Genomic DNA, 18,445 nt, shown 5'->3' on the forward strand with positions numbered 1-18,445 from the left:
GTTCCCGAAACGATGACTTAGCCCGCCTTCGCCTTCGGCCAGTCCGGCATGGAGATCTTGACCGGCGCTCCGGCGTCCGTCGTGGCCAGATGCAGCAGGAAGCTGGCGATGCCAGCCGCGCCCTGCATGTAGCCGGTCTGGGCCTGCAGGAATTCAGGCCGGTCGCGGTGCTCGCCGTGTCGCCAGCTGCGGCCCGTTTCGCCCTGCTCGGCGTTGGCGACGATGACGTCGGCGCAACGGGCCGCAAGATCACGATAGGCCGGCTCCCCGGTGCGAGCCGCCATCAACAGGGCGAAGTCGCCCACGCCGGCGTCGCCGCAGCACTGGCCGTGGTTGTTCCAGAAACCCTTGGAGCGGGTTTCTGGCGCGCCTGTCGAGACAAGGCCATCCACCAGCGATCGGGCGGCGTCCAGCCACTGGGTCTCGCCAGTGACGTCGTACAGTTCCAGCAGCAGGCGGCCGGTGCCGGCCGGTCCGTGACAGGCGCCCAGGTAGAAGATCGGCTTGCGGGCCTCTTCGGTATGGCAGACCAGGCGTCCCGAGGGCCCTGCGGCGGTCGCGCGGCTCATCGTGTAGCGGGCAGCCTCGCGGGCGGCGTCTAGATAGCGGGGCTCACCGGTGGCGCGGTGCAACTGGAGCAGGAAATAGCCCACGCCGGCGCCGCCATGGGCGAAGTTGGGCGCGGTGAATTCAAACGGCATGTCGCTCATCATCCGCCAGCGCAGGCCGTCCGGGTCTGATTCAGAGACCTCAAGCAGGCGTTCGCCTACGGCCACGGCATGATCGAGCGCGGCGGCATGCAGGCCCTGTTCGTGAGCGTAAAGCAGGATCAGTCCGGCCCCTGCAGCGCCAACGGACTGGTCATAGATTTCCCGGTCGCCCTTGAGGCCGGTAATGTCGGAGAATGGCATGGGCTCGATCCAGCCGATTCCGGCGCCCAGTTTCGCGGCCTGGCTGTGCAGCCGGTCCAGGCACATCGCGGCGGTGGCGCGAAAGTCGTCGCGGCCGCTGGCGCGCGCAAGCTCGTTTAGCGCAAACGCGTAGCCGGGCCAACCGGTGGAGGGGCTGACGGACAGCCAGTCCTTGCGCTGCAGATAGGTCTGCACCTCTTCGCCTGCCGCGACGGCTTCGGCCAGGGCGCCGGTGTCCTGGCCCGCCGCGTGCAGTTCCAGCAACAACAGGATGATGCCGCTCGAGCCGTGATAGAGGCTGTAGTCCGAGCCCGCCGCTGGCGCGTCATGCCGACGCCACTTGGCGCGGCCCTCGATCTTCTGGGCCCGGATGAACCTGACCGCGTCCAGCGCGGCTGAAAGATGGGCGTTCATGGCGACGTTCCCTCGGTTCCCTTGGCCTGTCTGCCGCCGTTGACCGGTCGTGCAGCCTTGAGCGGCCTTGAGCAGTCCTAGACCGAACCGACCGCCACGCCCATCATCGAGGTGGCTTCCTCTCGCCAGTCCTTGCGGGTGCGCGCGTACAGCAGGCAGTCGGCGGGATCGCCGTCGCCGAAGCCGGCGCTGCGCAGCAGGCCCTCGCGGGTGAAGCCGCACCGTTCGGCCAGCTTCCACGACGCGGTATTCCAGGCCTCGATGATCAATTGCTGGCGATAGACTGCGGGACGCTCGGTGAACAAAAGGTCGGAAAACGCCCTCACGGCTGGCGGCGCGAGGCCGTGTCCGCGGTGGGCCGGATCGTGCAGGATGTAGCCCAGTTCGAAGCCATGAATGCAGGGCGCCGCGCGGTAGAACTGGCAGGTGCCGACCATGCGTCCGTCCTTCACGATGGCCATGGCGCCCGCCTCATCGGTCCAGAAGCCTGTGGCCTCGAAGGTTGCGCGCAGAGCGCCTGCATCAGTCAGCGGCTCGCGGATCGAAACTGTGAACGGGAAGCGGGCGATCTGCTCAAGGTCATCCGATTGAATGCGGCGCAGGGTCGCGGTCATGGCAGCCTTGCCAAAATGAGGACGCGCGTGACGGCGCTTTGGGGCCGGGTTTAGATCAGGCTCAAAAAGAACACCACCGTAGCCACGGCCATGACCCCGGTGGCAGCCCAGCCCAGCACCGCCGCGCCAGGCGAGAGGGTGAGACGGCCCATCGCCAGGGGGTTCCGGACGATCAGCATCATCGCCGCCATCAGCGGCGCGGCGAGCACGCCATTGACGACGGCGGCCCAGTAGAGGGCCTTGGCCGGGTCAATCCCGATGAAGTTGAGCGAGGCGCCCAGCAGGGTCGTTACCGCGATCGTGGCGTAGAATAGCCGGGCGCGCAGCGGCTTGGCGTCTAGACTGCCTGCCACGCCGACCATCTCTGTGACCGCATAGGCCGCCGACCCTGCCAGCACCGGAACCGCCAGCATGCCGGTGCCGATAATGCCCAGGGCGAACAGGGCGAAGGCGAAGGGGCCGGCGATGGGCCTAAGCGCTTCGGCGGCCTGCGCCGAGGTCGTGATGTCGGTGATGCCATGTGCGTTGAGGGTTGCCGCTGTGGCGTAGACGATGGCCAGCGAGACCAGAGTGGAGAACCCCATGCCCACCAGAGTGTCCAGCCGGATGCGCTTCAGTTCCGGACCGGCCTCGCGCGGGGTGATGCACAGGGGCTTGGCATGGTGGCGGTGTTGTTCCTCGATCTCCTGCGCGGCCTGCCAGAAGAACAGGTAGGGGCTGATCGTGGTGCCCAGGATGGCGACCACGGCCATGGCATAAGCCGGGGTCCACTGGATTTCCGGGATCACCAGCGCCGTCAGGGCCCGGCCCCAGGGCACATCGGCGACCATCACAACGGCGAAATAGGAAAACAGCGAAAGCGTCGTCCATTTCAGCAGCGAGGCATAGCGGGCGTAGTTCAGGGCGACTTCGATCACGACGCAGACCACACCAAACATCAGGGTGTAAAGCGCGCCGCTACCCCCCAGCAGCAAAGCCAGCGCCGCCCCCATGGCCCCCAGGTCCGCGCCCAGATTGACGATGTTGGCGATCAGCAGCAGCAGGACCACGCTCCAGAGCAGGGGCCTGGGATAGTGACGGCGAAGGTTGCGCGCGATCCCGGCGCCGGTGACGCGGCCGATCAGCGCGGCGACCTCCTGGATCACCACCATCAGCGGAAAACTCAGGACAAAGGTCCAGGCCAGACCATAGCCGAACTCGGCCCCCACCTGGCTGTGGGTGCCGATGCCGCTCGGGTCATCGTCCGCTGCGCCGGTAATCAATCCCGGCCCCAACTGCGAGAAGAACCGGCGCAGGCGTGACGGCTCGGGTTTGTCCATATCACCCGTCTAGGCCTCGAAGGCTTTTCGCGACTTGAGAAATGCCAAGGCCGGATCGGGTCGAAGGCGAAGGCGACTGACAGCGCGATCTTTTCGCGGCACGATGCCCCTCATGACCCTGCTCGTACTCCCCGACCAAGCCCATGACGTCCCCTGGCCGACAAAGGACTGGCCAGCCGGATCCCTGCCGGCCGGGCTGAACCGCGGCGCCTTCGAGGCGCTGATCTCCGAGGCGTTTGCCGAGCCTGCCTCTGAGCTCCTGGGTGAGACGCATGCCTTGCTGGTCGTCCATGGCGGGCGATTGGTCTACGAGCGCTATGGCGTGGCATCGGGTCCCGAGGCCACCCAGCCATCCTGGTCCATGGCCAAGAGCATGACCCACGCCCTGGTCGGCATGCTGGTTGCCGATGGCAAGCTCGATATCCACCGGCCTGCTGACGTGCCCGAATGGCAGGGCGCGGGGGATCCTCGCGCCGCGATTACCCTGGACCAGCTGTTGCGTATGTCGAGCGGCCTGGCGTTCATCGAGGACTATGTGCCCGGCCACCCGTCCGACGTGATCGCGATGCTCTATGGCGTGGGGAAATCCGATGTGGCCCACTACGCCGCTGATCTGCCGCTGGCGTATCCGCCGGGGTCGTTCTGGAACTATGCCAGCGGCACCAGCAACATCGTCGCCCGCTGCGCCGCACAGGCCCAGGGCGTGGACTTTGCCGCCTTCATGCGCGAGCGGCTGTTCGGGCCTCTGGGCATGACCAGCGCCACGCCGAAATTCGACGCGGCGGGGACGTTCATTGGCTCGTCCTATTGCTTCTGCACGGCCCGCGACTTCGCCCGGTTCGGTCTGCTCTATCTGCGCGACGGGATCTGGGAAGGGCGTCGCCTTTTGCCGCCCGGCTGGGTCGACTATGCACGGACTCCGACCTTCCAGCAGGCCGGCGTGACCGACGGGCGATACGGCTCCCACTGGTGGCTGGATATCGGCGGTCCGGGCTCGTTCTCCGCCAACGGCTACGACGGCCAGTTGATTGTGATCGTGCCAGACCTTGATCTGGTGGTGGTGCGGAATGGCGCGACGCCGCTGGACAAGAAGGACGCGCTCAGGGCGTGGATGGGCGAGCTGGTGTCAGCCTTCCGGTAGCGCTCAACGCCGCTCAAGCGCCAGCCGCACCCCGAAGGCCAGAAAGACGCCGCCAGTCAGGCGGTCCAGCCAGCGCACGACCACCGCGCGTTGCAGGACACCCGCGATCGGGCGCGTGGCCCCAATCAGAGCTGCGAACCAGACCACGCCCATAACGCCGTGCAAGGCCGCCAGCAGGAAGATGAAGGGCCCCGCCGCCACGCCGTCCGGCACAAACTGCGGCAGGAACGAAATGTAGAAGACGCCGACCTTCGGGTTCAGCAGATTGGTCAGGAACCCCCGGCGCATCCAGGCCAGGTCACCGCCTGAGACCGAAGTAGCGTCGCTGGCGATCTCAAAACGCTCGCGCGGCCTGAGGATCAGCCCGACTCCCAGCCAGACCAGATAGGCTGCGCCAGCCCAACGGATGACATTGAACGCCAGGTTGGAAGCCTCCAGAACCACGCCAAGGCCCAGCGCCACGGCGGCGCCCCAGACGAGACACCCGGCAATCACGCCCAGGGCCGCAAAAGCAGCGCGCTTTGAGCCCTCGACAGCGGCTGTCCGCAGCACGATGGCGGTGTCGAGACCCGGCGTCATGGTCAGCAGGCCCGCCGCCAGTGTGAAGGCGAGCAATGCCTCAACGACCGTCACTTGCGCACCAGCTTGCCGCCCTCGATGGCGCGATAAAAGCAGGAGACCGCGCCCGTGTGGCAGGCCCCGCCGTCGCCCTGGGGCCGCACCTTCATCCAGACGGCATCCTGGTCGCAGTCGATGCGGATCTCGTCGACGATCTGCACCTGTCCGGAGGTGGCCCCCTTGTGCCAAAGCTCGTTCCGGGATCGGCTGAAGTAGTGCGCCTCGCCGGTGGCCAGAGTACGCTCCAGCGCCTCGGCGTTCATCCAGGCCAGCATCAGCACCTCGCCCGTGATGGCGTGAGTGGTCACCGCCGCGATCAGGCCATTGGCGTCAAAGCGGGGGGTCAGGGCGTCGCCCTGTTCAAGGGCGGCCTTCGCAGGAGAAGAAGCGGCTTTCATGCGCCTAGATATGGCGCCGTTGGACCACGATGCGCTACCCCTCCCGGCGTGTCAGCGGGGCGGGTGACCGCCTCTAGCGCTTGTTCACGAAATCCAGGAACCGTTGCCTCAGCGTCGCATCAGTCTTGAACACGCCGGTAAACTGGGTGGTGATGGTCGTCACGTGGCGATGGTGCACGCCGCGGGTAGTCATGCACTGGTGTGCGGCGTCGATCAGAACGGCCACGCCGGCAGGGCGAAGGCTGTCGGTGATGGCGTCGCAGATCTGCTGGGTCATGGTTTCCTGGGTCTGGAGACGGCGCGCGAAGATCTCGACCACCTTGGCCAGCTTGGAGATGCCTACCACCCGGTTGGTGGGCATGTAGGCCACATAAGCCTTGCCCAGGAACGGGGCCATGTGATGCTCGCAGTGGCTCTCCACCTCGATCTCGCGCAGCATGACGATGTCGTCATAGCCCTGCACGTCCTCGAAGGTGCGCGAGAGCTCCTTTGCGGGATCCAGCGTGTAGCCCACGAACCATTCGCCGTAGGCGTCAACCACGCGCTTGGGCGTGTCGATCACGCCTTCGCGGCGCGGATCATCGCCGGCCCAGGCGATCAGGGTGCGGACGGCCTCCATGGCCTCCTCGCGCGAGGGGCGCTTGAACGGCTCGAGCGAGCTGTCGTCGGACCCGATCAGGGTTCGGTCACGGGAGGGAGCGTCCATCGGAGATCGGTTCTTTCCAGGGCCTGAGTTGCGCCGGGACGAAGGCCCCGGAAATCACGCGTGTCACCCTTTCACTTCGAACGTGAGGCGTGGTTGGCCTCGGGTCCGGTCCCCCTGTATATGGGTCAAGGCCCAATCCCGGCAACTGTTTCGCGGCGTAAACCTCGACCATGACCCTCAGTCTGTACGACACCATGACCCGCAAGAAGCGGGCGTTCACCCCCCGCAATGAGCACCGGGTGACGCTCTATGTCTGCGGACCGACGGTCTACAACTATGCGCACATCGGCAATTTCAGGCCTGTTGTAGTGTTTGATCTGCTGTTCCGGGTGCTGCGTGACCTCTACGGCGAGGACGCGGTGCTTTACGCGGCCAACGTCACGGACGTGGACGACAAGATCAACGCGAAGGCCGCCGAAGAGGGCGTGCCCATCGGCGTGATTTCGGATCGCTACCTGGCCGCCTACAACGCTGACGCCGCCGCGCTGGGCGCGATGAAGCCCACCTTCCAGCCGCGCGTCACCGAGACCATGGACGCCATCACGGCCTTCATCGCCGACCTGGTGGCGCAGAAGGCGGCCTACGCGGCCGAGGGCCATGTGGTCTTCGACACCCAAGCCTTCCCGGACTATGGCAAGCTGTCGGGTCGGCCGATGGACGAGATGATCGCCGGGGCGCGCGTGGATGTGGCCCCCTACAAGCGCCATCCTGCCGACTTTGTGCTCTGGAAGCCTTCGAAGCCCGGCGAGCCGTCGTGGGACAGCGCCTTCGGACCGGGCCGCCCCGGCTGGCATATCGAGTGCACCGCGATGATCGAGCAGGCGCTGGGTCTGCCCATCGACATTCACGGCGGCGGCATCGACCTGGTGTTTCCGCACCACGAGAATGAGCTGGCCCAGGGGGTCTGCGCCGGCCACGGGACAGAATACGCCGACGTCTGGATGCACAACGGCTTCCTCAACATGGGCGACGAGAAGATGTCCAAGAGCGTGGGCAACGTCGCACTGGCCCATGATCTGTTGAAAACCTGGCCGGGCGAGGCGCTGCGATGGGCCCTGCTGGCCGGCCACTATCGCCAGCCGCTGGAATGGACGGGCGACCTGATCGAGCAGGCCAAGAGCGCGCTGGACCGGCTCTATCGGGTGCTGGACGATTCCGCCCGGTTCCTCGAGGGCGTTCCGACGGCGGCGCGGGCGTCCGGCGGCGAGCATCGCGGGGCCGTCGAGGCTCACGACGCAGTGGTCTCGGCCCTGCGGGACGATCTCAACACGCCGCTGGCGTTCGCCGCGCTCTTCCAGCTGGCGGACCACGTGCGGACTTCCACGACGGGCAAGGATGTGGCTGGCGTCGAACGCGGCCGCAGTCTCCTGCTGGAGGCGGGACAGCTGATGGGCTTGCTGGTCGCCGATCCCCGGGCCTGGTTCCAGGGCGGCGCCGACGACGACATGAAGGCCCGGGTCGAGGCGTTGATCGCAGCCCGGGGCGAGGCGCGTGCGGCCAAGGACTGGCCCGCCGCCGACCGTATTCGCGACGAACTTTCGGCGTTAAAGGTCGAGGTCATGGATGGCCCCACCGGCGCCACCTGGCGGATCAAGGAGCAAGCCTGATGCCTATCAAGCCCGAGCCCGACCTGCTGGCCGGCCCCTTCGCCAAACGCGGAACGATGGGCCCCAGGATCGCCGCGCCCGACGCTGGGTCGCGACTGCCGCCGCCCAAGGCGCCCAGCGGTCTGCGCGTGGAGGACCGGATCGGAATCCAGGCTCCCGCCGAGGTGATCTGGGAAATCGTCCGCGACCTGGACCGATGGTTCGAATGGAATCCGACCTATCCGCAGGCCGCCGGCCAGATCAGGATTGGCGAGGTGCTGTCCGTGACCCTGGCTCTGCCCGGCCAGCCGCCCCAGGCGCTGACGCCGAAGGTGCTGGAATGGGTGCCGAACGAGCAGCTGCACTGGCAGCTGAAAATGATGGGCGGCCTGATCCGGACGCTGCGCTACATCGAGATCGAGACGCTCGCCAACCAGAGCTGCGTGGTCGACAACGGCGAGATCTTCGGCGGGTTGATGGGCCCGTCGCTGGGCAAGCGGATGGGACGTACGGTCCAGCGCGGGTTCCGGGCCATGAATGAGGCGCTGAAGGTCCGCGCCGAGGCCGAGTGGGCGGCGGGACGCTAGCCATGGCAGGCAGGATTGGTCGGACGGTGGCTGAGTCGACACCCTATTGGCCTGACACACCCAGGCCACCCAGGGGTGCTCCAAACATTCTCGTCGTTCTGTTCGACGACGTCGGGTTCTCGGACTTCGGCTGCTACGGCTCGCCCATCCGTACGCCCAACATTGATCGGCTGGCCGCCGAGGGACTGCGCTACTCGGGGTTTCATACGACGGCCATGTGCTCGACGACCCGGGCGGCGCTGCTGAGCGGGCGCAATCACCATTCCGTCGGCGTGGGCTGCCTGGCCAATTTCGACAGTGGCTATCCGGGTTATCGCGGCAAGATCGCGCGGGAGGCGGGGATCCTGCCCGAACTGCTGCGGCCTCACGGTTACCGGAACTATATGCTGGGCAAGTGGCATGTGACGCCGCTGACCGAGACCGGACCCTCCGGCCCCTTCGACGGCTGGCCGCTGGGCCGGGGTTTCGACCGGTTCTATGGCTTCATGGACGCCGAGACCGACCAGTACGCGCCGGAACTGGTGCGTGACAACACGCCCGTGTCTCCGCCGGGAATGTTCGCCGACGGCTATCACCTGACCTCGGATCTGGTGGACGAGGCGATCCGCTTCATCGCCGATCACACGGCCGACGCGCCGGATAAACCCTGGCTCACCTGGCTGGCGCTGGGCGCCTGTCACGCTCCGCATCAGGCTCCGGCCGATCTGATCCGCAGCTATGACGCCGTGTTCGAGCATGGCTGGGATGTGGAGCGCGAACAGCGGCTGGCTCGCCAGATCGCCATGGGGCTGGTCCCGGCGGATACCCGCCTGCCGGACCGCAACGACGGCGTCCGCCCCTGGGACAGCTATTCCGCCGATGAGCGCCGCCTTTTTACCCGCCTGCAAAGCGCGTTCGCCGCCATGCTGGATCACGCCGATCAGCATCTTGCGCGGCTGGTCAGCTTTCTGGAGCGCGCCGGACTTCGCGACGACACCCTGATTCTGGTGATGTCCGACAACGGCGCCAGTCAGGAGGGTGGCCCTCAGGGCTTCGTCAACGCCATGGGTCCCTTCAACATGCGGCCCGAACCCATGGCCGAGAAGATCGCGCGCATCGACGACATCGGCGGACCCGACACCCATTCCAACTTCCCGCAAGGTTGGGCCATGGCGTCCAACACCCCGCTGCGGCGCTACAAGCAGAACACCCACGGCGGCGGCATCCGCGATCCGCTGGTGATTTCCTGGCCGGCGAAGGTGGCCGCGCGCGGGGAGGTGCGCACCCGCTTCGCCCATGCCTGCGACATCGTTCCGACGCTGATGGACCTGATCGGGATCGAAGGCCTGCCGGACACGATTGCCGGGGTTCCTCAATGGCCGCTTGAGGGAGAGAGCTTTGCGGCGAGTTTGAGCGATCCAGCTGCGCCGCCACGCATCAAGCCGCAGTATTTCGAGATGTTTGGACACCGGGGCATGTGGCGAGACGGCTGGAAAGCCGTGGCCTTCCATCCGCCCGGGACCCCCTTCGAGGATGATCGATGGGAGCTCTACCATCTCGACGACGATTTCGCCGAAACCCGCGATCTGGCTGAACAGGAGCCTGAACGCCTCAAGGCCCTGATCGACGCCTGGTGGACAGCTGCCGAAGCGCACAAGGTATTGCCGCTGGACGACCGGTTCGGTCCGCGGTTCGCCGAGAACTCGGCGCGTTTCCACGGCGCCCGGAAGCACTTTGTACTCCATGCCGGCATGGGTCACCTGCCCACCGATGTGGCGCCGGATGTTCGCGCTCGGAGCTATCGCATCGAGGCGGACGTGGTCCTGAAACCGGGCGCCGAGGGTGTGCTGATCGCCCACGGCGACGCCACCAGCGGCTACAGCCTCTATCTGCAGGACGGCCATCTCCATCACACCCTCAATATCGGCGGTGAGAAGACGACGGCCACTTCGCGATCGCCGGTACCGCTGGACGCCACACGGCTGGGCGTGGTGGCCCGTCGGGGCGAAACCGGCCCGCGAACCTTCACCCTGATCATCGACGGGGCGTCTGCCGGGGAGGTCACGGCGACGACCGGGTTCGGCAATTTCATCTCCTGGTCGGGTCTGGACATCGGCCTGGATCGAGGTAGTCCCGTGGCGGGGTATGCTGCCCCGTTTGCGTTCACCGGAACCCTTCGCAAGGTCACGGTGACCATGGGCGACGATCAGGACCTTGACGGCGAGGCGGTGGGCGCGGCGGAAATGGCGCGGCAATAGCCCGGAGTTCACGCCGATGACGCCTTCACGCCGCGCCGTACTTGCTGCCGGAGCCACCGCCATGGCGGCGCCCGCCCTTGCGGCCGATCCTGTGTCCCTGGCCCGCGATGAGCGGCACTGGGCCAGGGTCGCGGCCTTGTTCGACTCACCGCCACCCGGCGTCATCCAGCTTGAGAACGGCCAGTTCGGGGCGATGACCCGGGCAACGCGGGCGGCCTACGAGCAGAAGCTGGCCAGGGTGAACCGGGAAACGACGCTCTACACCCGTCGCGGCGCCTTGCAGGACGTCCAGGCGGTGCGCGCGAAGGCTGCGGCGTTCCTTGGCGTGGACGTGGACGAGATCGCCTTCACGCGGGGCGGCACGGAGTCCATGCTGGTCCTGATCGGTGGCTACAGTCGACTGAAACCGGGCAATGCGGTCCTCTATGCCGACCTCGACTATGACAGCATGCAGGTAGGGATGGAGTCGCTGGCCCGGCTCCGGGGTGTTCGCGTGGTGCGGTTCGCCCTGCCGGAGCCGGCCACCCGGCAGAGACTGATCGACGCCTACGAGCAAGCCCTGAAAGCCAATCCTGACGTCCGGATGATGCTGCTGACCCACCTCAGCCATCGCACGGGGTTGATCCCGCCGGTGAAGGAGATCACGGCGCTGGCCAAGGCCCGCGGCGTCGACGTGTTGCTGGATTGTGGTCATGCCCTGGGACAAACCGAGTTTTCACTGCGTGACATGGGTGTCGAGTTTGCCGGCCTGAACCTGCACAAGTGGATCGGCAGCCCGCTGGGCGTCGGGCTCGTCTATATCCGCAGGGACCGGATTCGCGACATCGAGATCTCGATCCTGGCCGAACCCAGCGACGCCATTGACGCGCGGGTCCACACGGGCACCGTCAGTTACGCCAGCGTCCTGACGGTCGCCGACGCGTTTGATGCGCACGCGGCGATTGGACCCGCCGCCAAGGCGCGACGACTTCAGTTTCTGCGAGATCGCTGGGCGGAGACCCTTCGCGACCATCCGCGCATACAGGTGCTGACGCCGCCGGATCCCTCCCTGCATGCAGGAATTACGTCCTTCCGCATTACAGGCCAGACCTCGCTGGGTCAGGCCCTTGAGCTCAAGAAAACCCTCTTTGAACGCCATGGCATCTTCACCGTCGAACGTCCGGGCGCGGCCAAGGGGGCCTGCATTCGCGTTTCGCCGTCTTTCGTGAATACGGTCGACCATATGGATGCCCTGGTCGCAGCCCTGAAGGAGATTGCCGCATGATCGTCGAGATGCGCACCTACACGCTGTCGATCGGCGCCACCGGCCGCTACTTCAAGGCCTATGGCGAAAAAGGTCTGGCGGTGCAGAAGCGGATCCTGGGCCATCTGGCCGGCTACTACAGCGTCGAGGTCGGCGGCCTCAACAAGGTGATCCACCTGTGGGCCTACGAGAGCCTGGATGAGCGGGCACAACGACGTGCGACACTCTGGAGCGACCCCGAGTGGTTGGACTACGTGAAGGAGGTGGGCGGCCTGGTGCAGCATCAGGAAAACCAGATCCTGTCGCCGGCGCCATTTTTCCAGGTCCCGCCTGCGGTTTGACTTCCCGACCCTGAAGGCCGACCTAGGGGCCATGATCGATGATCTCTATTCGGCGAAACTGTTGCGGCTGGCGGCCGACTTGCCGCGCACCGGGCGGCTGGTCGATCCGGACGCGACTTCGGAGAAGGTCTCGAAGCTTTGCGGCAGCCGGATTGTCGTTGACGTCAAGGTCTCGGGCGGCAGGGTGACGGACTTCGCGCAGGACGTGAAGGCCTGCGCGCTGGGACAGGCTGCGGCCTCGGTGCTGGGCGCCCATGTGATTGGCGCCAGTCTGGCCGAGCTGGAGACGACAAGAGACGCCTTCCGCGCCATGTTAAAGGCGGACGGGCCTCCCCCTGAGGGTCGGTTCGCGGAACTCGGACTGCTCGCGCCAGTTAGGGACTATCCGGCGCGCCACACCTCGACGATGCTGGCGTTCGAAGCTGTTACGGAGGCGGTGGCCGAGGCGGTCACAAGGGAAAGCTGATGGCCGACTACATCTTCCTGATGCACGACGATGCGGCGGGTGGCGCAGGCCTCGACTGGGAGCGCTATCTCTCGCGGTTGAGGGAGGCCGGCGTCTTCCAAGGTGGCAGCGCCATCGGCAATGGTCAGTGCGAGCGCAAGTCCGGCGCGACCCCCGCGCCTACGGCCCATATCACCGGCTTTATCCGGGTCACCGCGGAGGACATGGCCCACGCCCGCCTGCTGCTGGCCGGCAATCCGGTGTTCGAGGCGGGCGGCACGGTGGAGATACGCGAGCTGCCGACCGGATAGGCCGAGGTTCCGTTTTCGCCTCGGCTGTGCTACGGGCGTGAGGCCATGTTGACGTCAGTTCGTAACGCTTGCGCCTTTCAGGCCCCCGCCATCCCGGCGGTCCGGGCTGCCATGACGGTCGAGCGTGTCACCCGAACTATCCCCGCCGACGCGGCTTGATCCCCCTGGACCCTTGGGCGTAGGCACGGGGTCCGATCCAACAGTCCGCAGTCGGCATGAATCTCTATGAGAGCTGCGTCAGAGGCGCCCTTCGCGCCTACAAGCTGACGCTTTCGCCGCTGATCGGGCGGCAATGCCGGTTTGCCCCGACCTGTTCGGAGTATGCCTGCGAAGCCTTGATCGGCCACGGACCGTGGCGCGGGAGTTTGCTCACCGTGAAACGTCTGTGTCGTTGCCATCCCTGGGGCGGTGCGGGATATGACCCGCCGCCGCCCCCGCGCAAAACGGGCTGAACCCAGGCGCGAACCAGGACGACTGAACCATGATTGATCTGATTTTTCCCGACGGCACGAAACGAGAGTTCGAGGCCGGGGTCACGGGCAAGGAGGTCGCGGCGTCCATCGCGATCTCGCTGGCCAAACGCGCCGTGCTGGTGAAGCTGGACGGTGAACTGCTGGACGTGGACCGTGCGCTGGAGCGGGGCGGCAAGTTCGAGATCCTGTCGCGTGATGCGCCCGAGGCGCTGGAGACCATCCGCCACGACGTCAGCCACATCCTGGCCGAGGCGGTTCAGGAGCTGTTCCCCGGCACGCAGGTGACCATCGGGCCTGCCATCGAGGACGGCTTCTACTACGACTTCGCGCGTGACACGCCGTTCAGCCTGGATGACCTGGCCGCCATCGAACAGCGCATGAAGGAGATCGTCGACCGAGACGAACCGATCGTGCGCGAGGTGTGGAGCCGCGACGAAGCCATCGCGCACTTCAAGTCCATCGGCGAGATCTACAAGGCCGAGATCATCGAGGGCATCCCCGCGGGAGAGGATGTCACGGTCTATCGACAGGGCCAGTGGAAGGACCTCTGCCGGGGGCCGCACCTGCCATCCACGAAGGCGGCGGGCAAGGCGTTCAAGCTGACGAAGCTGGCGGGCGCCTATTGGCGCGGGGATCACCGCAACCCGATGCTCCAGCGGATCTATGGCACGGCCTGGGCCAGCGAGGCTGACCTGGCGGCCCACCTGCACCGGCTCGAGGAGGCCGAGAAGCGCGATCACCGCAAGATCGGCAAGGCCATGGACCTCTTCCACATGCAGGAAGAAGCCAAGGGCATGATCTTCTGGCACGCCAAGGGCTGGACGCTCTATCGCACGGTGGAGGCCTACATGCGCCGCCGCCTGGACGCGGACGGCTACGTCGAGGTCAAGGCGCCCCAGATCATGGATCGCGAGATGTGGGAACGCTCCGGCCATTGGCAGAAGTTCGGCAAGAACATGTTCACGTGCGAGACGGAGGAGGGTGAGAGCCTTGCCGTGAAGCCGATGAACTGCCCCGGCCATGTGCAGATCTTCAACCACGGCCAGAAGAGCTACCGCGACCTGCCGCTCAGGATGGCCGAGTTCGGCGCCTGTCACCGCTATGAGCCGTCCGGCGCCCTTCACGGCATTTTCCGGGTGCGCGCGTTTACTCAGGACGACGCCCACATCTTCTGCCGCGAGGATCAGATCGAGGAGGAGTCCACGAAGTTCGTGCGGCTGCTGAACTCGATCTACTCCGACTTCAACATGCACCTGGACAGTGTGAAGCTGGCGCTGCGGCCCGAGGAGCGTTTCGGTACGGACGCTGTATGGGACGTGGCCGAACAGAAGCTGGACCGCGCCGCCCGCCAGGCCGTGAACATGCCCGTGGACCCGTTGCCTGGCGAAGGCGCCTTCTATGGGCCAAAACTGGAGTTCCACCTGAAGGACGCCATCGGCCGGACCTGGCAGTGCGGCACGCTACAACTGGACTATGTGCTGCCCGAACGCCTTGACGCCGAGTACACCGCCGAGGATGGATCCAAGCAGCGGCCGGTCATGCTGCATCGGGCCATTTGCGGGTCGATGGAGCGGTTCATCGGGGTGATGATCGAAAACTTCGCTGGCGCCTTCCCGCTCTGGCTCTCGCCGGTACAGGTGGTTGTGACGACGATCACGTCCGACGCCGACGACTTCGCGCTGAAGGCGGCGGCCACCCTCCGGGCCAGGGGCCTGCGCGTCGAGACCGACCTGCGAAACGAAAAGATCAACTACAAGATCCGGGAGCACAGCCTGGCCAAGGTCCCCGTCATCGCCGTGATCGGTCGCCGTGAGGCCGAGGAGGGCAAGCTGGCGCTGCGGCGCTTTGGCTCCGACGGCCAGCAAATCCTGATGCTGGACGAGGCGGCGAACCTCCTTGCCAGCGAGGCGCAACCGCCGGATGTTGCGCGTCAGACGGTGGAGCGGGTCGGAGAGGTGCAGGCTGGATGAACGGCGTCGCCGCCCCCAGGCGTACCGCAGAGACCCTGACAGTCGCCGAGGTCGGTGAGCACCCGCGCGCCGTCTCGGTCGTCATGGTGATCTACTTCCCGGGTGAACCGATGAAGCGCAGCCTCGCCTGCGTTCTGGCGGACCCGGCGGTCAGCGAACTGGTGGTGGTGGACAACGGCTCCAGCGCGGAGGAGGCGGCGCACCTACGGGCCCTGGCCGTCACAGATCACCGCGTCGTCGTGGTCTCCGGCCAGGGCAACGTTGGCTTCGCGCGGGCCAGCAATCTCGGCGCGCGCAAGGCTGGCGGCGAAAGGCTGGTATTCCTGAACCCTGACGCCTTCCTGCAGCCGGGCTGCATCGCTGAACTGGTGCAGGCCATCGAGAATCGCCCCGTCCCTAGCCTGGTCGGCGCCCGGGTGCTGAACGCTGACGGTACGGAGCAACGCGGTGGGCGGCGCGGCGAGATCACGCCCCTGAGCGCCATGCTGTCCTTAAGCACCCTTGCGGCGCGGATCCCGGCGCTCAGCCGCTTTGAGGTGCATTGGGAATCCGACACCTCGCCCGACCATATGATCGAGGTCCCGACCATCTCGGGTGCCTGTTTCTGCATGCGCCGGGAGGATTTTGAGGCCGTGGGTGGCTTCGATGAGGGTTATTTCCTGCACGTGGAGGACGTCGACCTGTGCTGGCGCGTGCGCGGCCAGGGGGGTGTGGTCCTGTTCCATCCCGGCGCTGAGGTCATCCACCTGGGCGGCACCAGTCAGACCAGTCCGATGAAGGTGGAATTCCACAAGGGCGTCGGTCTGGCCCGCTTCTTCCGCCGTCGGGCCGATGGCGTGGGTCAGCATCTGACGGCCTGGTTGCTTTGGCCGGTGATAGTGGGCGCGGCGTTGCTGCGGCCGCTCATATGGCAGTTGCGTCGGGGGTAGGCGGGCGCGTCGCTGCAAACGGGCCGGCCGGCGGCAAGCAGCGCGGGTGTCCTGCCGCCAGGCCCGCACCTATTGCGCAATCACCCGGCTGTAGTGCTCCGCGATCGTTCAGAACTTCATTCGCACCCGTCCGACAACGCTGCGCGCCGCACCCGGCGTGATCCAGACGTTGCTGAAAGAGCTCTCGAGATAATAGCTGTTGAACAGGTTTTCGACGTCCAGATGCAGGCTGGCCTTCTCGTTCAAATGATAGGCGATATTGAGCCGCATGGTCACATATTCTGGCAATTTAAAGCCGCTGTTGATGTCGTCGCCGGGCCGTTTACCGACGTAGACAACGCCGCCACCGAGGCTGATCGAGCCGGGCAGTTCCTCATCGGAGCGCCAGTTGGCATAGAGCGCTGCCGCAGACTTAGGTATGTTGCTGAAACCGCTGCCGACGAACCCGGCTCGGGTGTCCCGGATGATCTTCGTGTCAGTATAGGCGTAAACCGCCGTGATCGTCGTGCGAGTATCCAGCCGGTAGTTCACGTCAATCTCGAAGCCCCGGCTTCGACCTTCACCAACGGGAATCGAGAAACCGCTGTTGGTTGGATCGTTGACCAGGATGTTCCTCTTGGTGATCTCGAAGACAGAGGCCGTCCCGGTCAGGGCGTTATCCAGCAGCGCATACTTGACGCCGGCTTCCAGCGCCTCCCCGCGCTCCGGCGCGAATGCAGCGCCCGAGAAGCTGGAACCCTGATTGTACCGGAAGGAGCGCCCCCAACTGGCAAAGACAGATACCTGATCATTGGGCGCCCATGTGATCGCCGCGCGGGGGCTGGTTTCAGACGGGGACTGTTTGCTGACGCTGTTATTGCGGAAGTTGGTGTTGGTCTGCTGGACCCAGTCATGCCGGACACCCAGCAAGACGGTGATCTGCGACCCCAGCGAGACAAGGTCCTGGGCATATATGCTCTGGCCCCGCAATTCCTCCAGGATGTCCTGGTTCAGCGTGGCCAGAGGCTTGGGCTGACCGTAGACCGGATTGAAAATATCAATGAGGTAGGGATTGGCCGCCGTCGGGTTGAAGCGGAAGAAGACCCGCTTCTGGTCAAAGGCGAAGGCATCCGCACCCACGCGCAGTTGGTGTTCAACACCCAGGATTTCCCGGTTGGCGCTTAGTTCAAGTCGGCCCGAGAGATCATCCCAGTTGTAATCGTGCACCCGAAGCTGGCGGCGAAGCTGGCTGCCGACCAGAAGGGAGTTGTGCGTTGACTGACCTTCAAACGATCCCTCACGATACTGGACGCCGCCTTCGATCGCTATGCCCTCGGCGATGTCCAGCGTCAGGGAAGCCTGATGCTGGAGTGACTCCTGCCGCATCTTGCCGTCGTTGGGTTCGCCCAGGAAACGTGAACGGGGAAGCGCTTTGCCATTGCCGGCGACCGCTACCAGGCCGCGATCATGGGTGAAGTGAACGAGCGCGCCCTCAAACTGGTACAGCAGCCGCAGGGTCTCTGTCGGCTCCCAGGCGATTGATGGTGCGACCAACAGGCGGTCGCTGCCGACAAAGTCGCGGAAGCCGTCGGTCTCCTGATAGACGCCGATCAGGCGCGCCGATAGGCCTGCTCCCAGAGGTCCGCCAACGTCGATGGCGCCGCGTCCCGTATTCTGGGCGCCGTAGGAGAGTTCGGTCGACGCGTGAGTGTCCTTGAGGGGCGCTTTGGTGACAATGTTGATCGAGCCCCCAGGTTCGCCTTTGCCTGACAGAGCGGAAGCCGGCCCCTTCAGTACCTGGAATAGTTCGACGGTGGCCACATCGCGTCTGGCGTTGAAGCCACGGTTGGCTGTGAAGCGGTTCACCAGCAGATCGGGGCCCTGATTGATATCGCCCGAGAACCCGCGAATGGCATAGGCGTCCCAGGCGCCGCCGAAGCTGTTCTGCCGCGCCATGCCGCCTGCGTAGTCGAACAGGTCTGAAAGATTGGCGATTCCGGTTGTCGTGATCAGGGCCTCGTCAAGAACGCGAACGCTTTGTGGCAGGCGCAGGGTCTCGATCTCGATGCCATTGATGCTGGCGTTGGCCGCCCGCGATCCCGTGACGATGACGGCCTCTACGTCGGTCACATCGGCGGCCAGGGCCGGCGTCGCGCTGAACAACGCTGCGGAAGTCATCAGAATGGCGAAACGCTGGCTCATTGGCTTTCCCCGGCCCGGTTC

Annotated in this window: 18 protein-coding genes; 11 read left to right on the forward strand and 7 right to left on the reverse strand. The window is 65.7% G+C overall.

Going from position 1 to position 18,445, the window contains the following annotated elements; genetic code table 11:
* Positions 1–17 precede the first annotated feature (17 nt).
* From ACIQ3B_RS03605 to ACIQ3B_RS03615, 3 genes are all read right to left on the reverse strand, one after another.
* Positions 18–1,325: a lanthionine synthetase LanC family protein gene (locus ACIQ3B_RS03605; protein ID WP_397399956.1), complete on the reverse strand. Its 1,308-nt coding sequence runs from the start codon at positions 1,323–1,325 to the stop codon at positions 18–20.
* A gap of 77 nt (positions 1,326–1,402) precedes the next feature.
* Complete coding sequence (locus ACIQ3B_RS03610) at positions 1,403–1,939, reverse strand: GNAT family N-acetyltransferase (RefSeq protein ID WP_397399957.1); 537 nt, start codon at positions 1,937–1,939, stop codon at positions 1,403–1,405.
* Between the two features lie 50 nt (positions 1,940–1,989).
* Positions 1,990–3,258 carry an NRAMP family divalent metal transporter gene (locus ACIQ3B_RS03615; protein ID WP_397399958.1) on the reverse strand — a complete coding sequence of 423 codons (1,269 nt, stop codon included), beginning with the start codon at positions 3,256–3,258 and terminating at the stop codon, positions 1,990–1,992.
* Positions 3,259–3,370: 112 nt separating this feature from the next.
* On the opposite strand from ACIQ3B_RS03615, the gene ACIQ3B_RS03620 reads away from it, so the two are divergent.
* The gene (locus tag ACIQ3B_RS03620) at positions 3,371–4,399 is read left to right on the forward strand and encodes a serine hydrolase domain-containing protein (RefSeq protein ID WP_397399959.1); all 1,029 of its coding nucleotides are present in this window, start codon (positions 3,371–3,373) and stop codon (positions 4,397–4,399) included.
* A gap of 3 nt (positions 4,400–4,402) precedes the next feature.
* Here ACIQ3B_RS03620 and ACIQ3B_RS03625 read toward each other — a convergent pair whose 3' ends face one another.
* The 3 genes from ACIQ3B_RS03625 to folE all read right to left on the reverse strand — a co-directional run bounded on the left by ACIQ3B_RS03625 (position 4,403) and on the right by folE (position 6,121).
* Positions 4,403–5,032, reverse strand: a complete 630-nt coding sequence (locus tag ACIQ3B_RS03625) for a LysE family translocator (RefSeq protein WP_397399960.1) — start codon at positions 5,030–5,032, stop codon at positions 4,403–4,405.
* Positions 5,029–5,415: a phosphoribosyl-AMP cyclohydrolase gene (gene hisI, locus ACIQ3B_RS03630; RefSeq protein WP_397399961.1), complete on the reverse strand. Its 387-nt coding sequence runs from the start codon at positions 5,413–5,415 to the stop codon at positions 5,029–5,031. Before hisI ends, ACIQ3B_RS03625 begins: the two co-directional genes overlap by 4 nt.
* Positions 5,416–5,488: 73 nt before the next feature.
* On the reverse strand, positions 5,489–6,121 hold the full coding sequence (gene folE, locus ACIQ3B_RS03635) for a GTP cyclohydrolase I FolE (protein WP_397399962.1): 633 nt from the start codon (positions 6,119–6,121) through the stop codon (positions 5,489–5,491).
* A gap of 170 nt (positions 6,122–6,291) precedes the next feature.
* Here folE and cysS point away from each other — a divergent pair, with 170 nt between their 5' ends.
* The 10 genes from cysS (at position 6,292) to ACIQ3B_RS03685 (ending at position 16,243) form a co-directional block, all read left to right on the forward strand.
* Entirely contained in the window at positions 6,292–7,728 is a 1,437-nt protein-coding gene (gene cysS / locus ACIQ3B_RS03640) for a cysteine--tRNA ligase (RefSeq protein ID WP_397399963.1), read from the forward strand.
* Positions 7,728–8,294, forward strand: coding sequence for an SRPBCC family protein (locus ACIQ3B_RS03645; protein WP_397399964.1), 567 nt, complete (start codon positions 7,728–7,730; stop codon positions 8,292–8,294). Before cysS ends, ACIQ3B_RS03645 begins: the two co-directional genes overlap by 1 nt.
* 26 nt (positions 8,295–8,320) lie before the next feature.
* Complete coding sequence (locus ACIQ3B_RS03650; protein ID WP_397399965.1) at positions 8,321–10,531, forward strand: arylsulfatase; 2,211 nt, start codon at positions 8,321–8,323, stop codon at positions 10,529–10,531.
* Positions 10,532–10,547: 16 nt separating this feature from the next.
* Positions 10,548–11,795 carry an aminotransferase class V-fold PLP-dependent enzyme gene (locus ACIQ3B_RS03655; RefSeq protein WP_397399966.1) on the forward strand — a complete coding sequence of 416 codons (1,248 nt, stop codon included), beginning with the start codon at positions 10,548–10,550 and terminating at the stop codon, positions 11,793–11,795.
* Complete coding sequence (locus ACIQ3B_RS03660; RefSeq protein ID WP_397399967.1) at positions 11,792–12,115, forward strand: NIPSNAP family protein; 324 nt, start codon at positions 11,792–11,794, stop codon at positions 12,113–12,115. Before ACIQ3B_RS03655 ends, ACIQ3B_RS03660 begins: the two co-directional genes overlap by 4 nt.
* Before the next feature lie 31 nt (positions 12,116–12,146).
* Positions 12,147–12,581, forward strand: coding sequence for an iron-sulfur cluster assembly scaffold protein (locus ACIQ3B_RS03665; protein WP_397399968.1), 435 nt, complete (start codon positions 12,147–12,149; stop codon positions 12,579–12,581).
* The gene (locus ACIQ3B_RS03670) at positions 12,581–12,871 is read left to right on the forward strand and encodes a hypothetical protein (RefSeq protein WP_397399969.1); all 291 of its coding nucleotides are present in this window, start codon (positions 12,581–12,583) and stop codon (positions 12,869–12,871) included. Before ACIQ3B_RS03665 ends, ACIQ3B_RS03670 begins: the two co-directional genes overlap by 1 nt.
* A 215-nt stretch (positions 12,872–13,086) precedes the next feature.
* On the forward strand, positions 13,087–13,323 hold the full coding sequence (yidD, locus tag ACIQ3B_RS03675) for a membrane protein insertion efficiency factor YidD (RefSeq protein WP_397399970.1): 237 nt from the start codon (positions 13,087–13,089) through the stop codon (positions 13,321–13,323).
* Positions 13,324–13,352: 29 nt separating this feature from the next.
* Positions 13,353–15,314, forward strand: coding sequence for a threonine--tRNA ligase (thrS, locus tag ACIQ3B_RS03680; protein ID WP_397399971.1), 1,962 nt, complete (start codon positions 13,353–13,355; stop codon positions 15,312–15,314).
* Positions 15,311–16,243: a glycosyltransferase gene (locus tag ACIQ3B_RS03685; RefSeq protein WP_397399972.1), complete on the forward strand. Its 933-nt coding sequence runs from the start codon at positions 15,311–15,313 to the stop codon at positions 16,241–16,243. Before thrS ends, ACIQ3B_RS03685 begins: the two co-directional genes overlap by 4 nt.
* 108 nt (positions 16,244–16,351) lie before the next feature.
* Here ACIQ3B_RS03685 and ACIQ3B_RS03690 read toward each other — a convergent pair whose 3' ends face one another.
* Complete coding sequence (locus ACIQ3B_RS03690) at positions 16,352–18,424, reverse strand: TonB-dependent siderophore receptor (RefSeq protein ID WP_397399973.1); 2,073 nt, start codon at positions 18,422–18,424, stop codon at positions 16,352–16,354.
* Between the last annotated feature and the right edge of the window lie 21 nt (positions 18,425–18,445).

Source organism: Phenylobacterium sp., assembly GCF_044358365.1.
Taxonomy (GTDB): Bacteria; Pseudomonadota; Alphaproteobacteria; order Caulobacterales; family Caulobacteraceae; genus Phenylobacterium.

Coding starts and splice junctions, on each gene's coding strand:
- ACIQ3B_RS03605 (WP_397399956.1), bottom strand. CDS start 1,325: ATGAACGCCCATCTTTCAGCCGCGCTGGACGCGGTCAGGTTCATCCGG.
- ACIQ3B_RS03610 (WP_397399957.1), bottom strand. CDS start 1,939: ATGACCGCGACCCTGCGCCGCATTCAATCGGATGACCTTGAGCAGATC.
- ACIQ3B_RS03615 (WP_397399958.1), bottom strand. CDS start 3,258: ATGGACAAACCCGAGCCGTCACGCCTGCGCCGGTTCTTCTCGCAGTTG.
- ACIQ3B_RS03620 (WP_397399959.1), top strand. CDS start 3,371: ATGACCCTGCTCGTACTCCCCGACCAAGCCCATGACGTCCCCTGGCCG.
- hisI (WP_397399961.1), bottom strand. CDS start 5,415: ATGAAAGCCGCTTCTTCTCCTGCGAAGGCCGCCCTTGAACAGGGCGAC.
- folE (WP_397399962.1), bottom strand. CDS start 6,121: ATGGACGCTCCCTCCCGTGACCGAACCCTGATCGGGTCCGACGACAGC.
- cysS (WP_397399963.1), top strand. CDS start 6,292: ATGACCCTCAGTCTGTACGACACCATGACCCGCAAGAAGCGGGCGTTC.
- ACIQ3B_RS03645 (WP_397399964.1), top strand. CDS start 7,728: ATGCCTATCAAGCCCGAGCCCGACCTGCTGGCCGGCCCCTTCGCCAAA.
- ACIQ3B_RS03655 (WP_397399966.1), top strand. CDS start 10,548: ATGACGCCTTCACGCCGCGCCGTACTTGCTGCCGGAGCCACCGCCATG.
- ACIQ3B_RS03660 (WP_397399967.1), top strand. CDS start 11,792: ATGATCGTCGAGATGCGCACCTACACGCTGTCGATCGGCGCCACCGGC.
- ACIQ3B_RS03665 (WP_397399968.1), top strand. CDS start 12,147: ATGATCGATGATCTCTATTCGGCGAAACTGTTGCGGCTGGCGGCCGAC.
- ACIQ3B_RS03670 (WP_397399969.1), top strand. CDS start 12,581: ATGGCCGACTACATCTTCCTGATGCACGACGATGCGGCGGGTGGCGCA.
- yidD (WP_397399970.1), top strand. CDS start 13,087: ATGAATCTCTATGAGAGCTGCGTCAGAGGCGCCCTTCGCGCCTACAAG.
- thrS (WP_397399971.1), top strand. CDS start 13,353: ATGATTGATCTGATTTTTCCCGACGGCACGAAACGAGAGTTCGAGGCC.
- ACIQ3B_RS03685 (WP_397399972.1), top strand. CDS start 15,311: ATGAACGGCGTCGCCGCCCCCAGGCGTACCGCAGAGACCCTGACAGTC.
- ACIQ3B_RS03690 (WP_397399973.1), bottom strand. CDS start 18,424: ATGAGCCAGCGTTTCGCCATTCTGATGACTTCCGCAGCGTTGTTCAGC.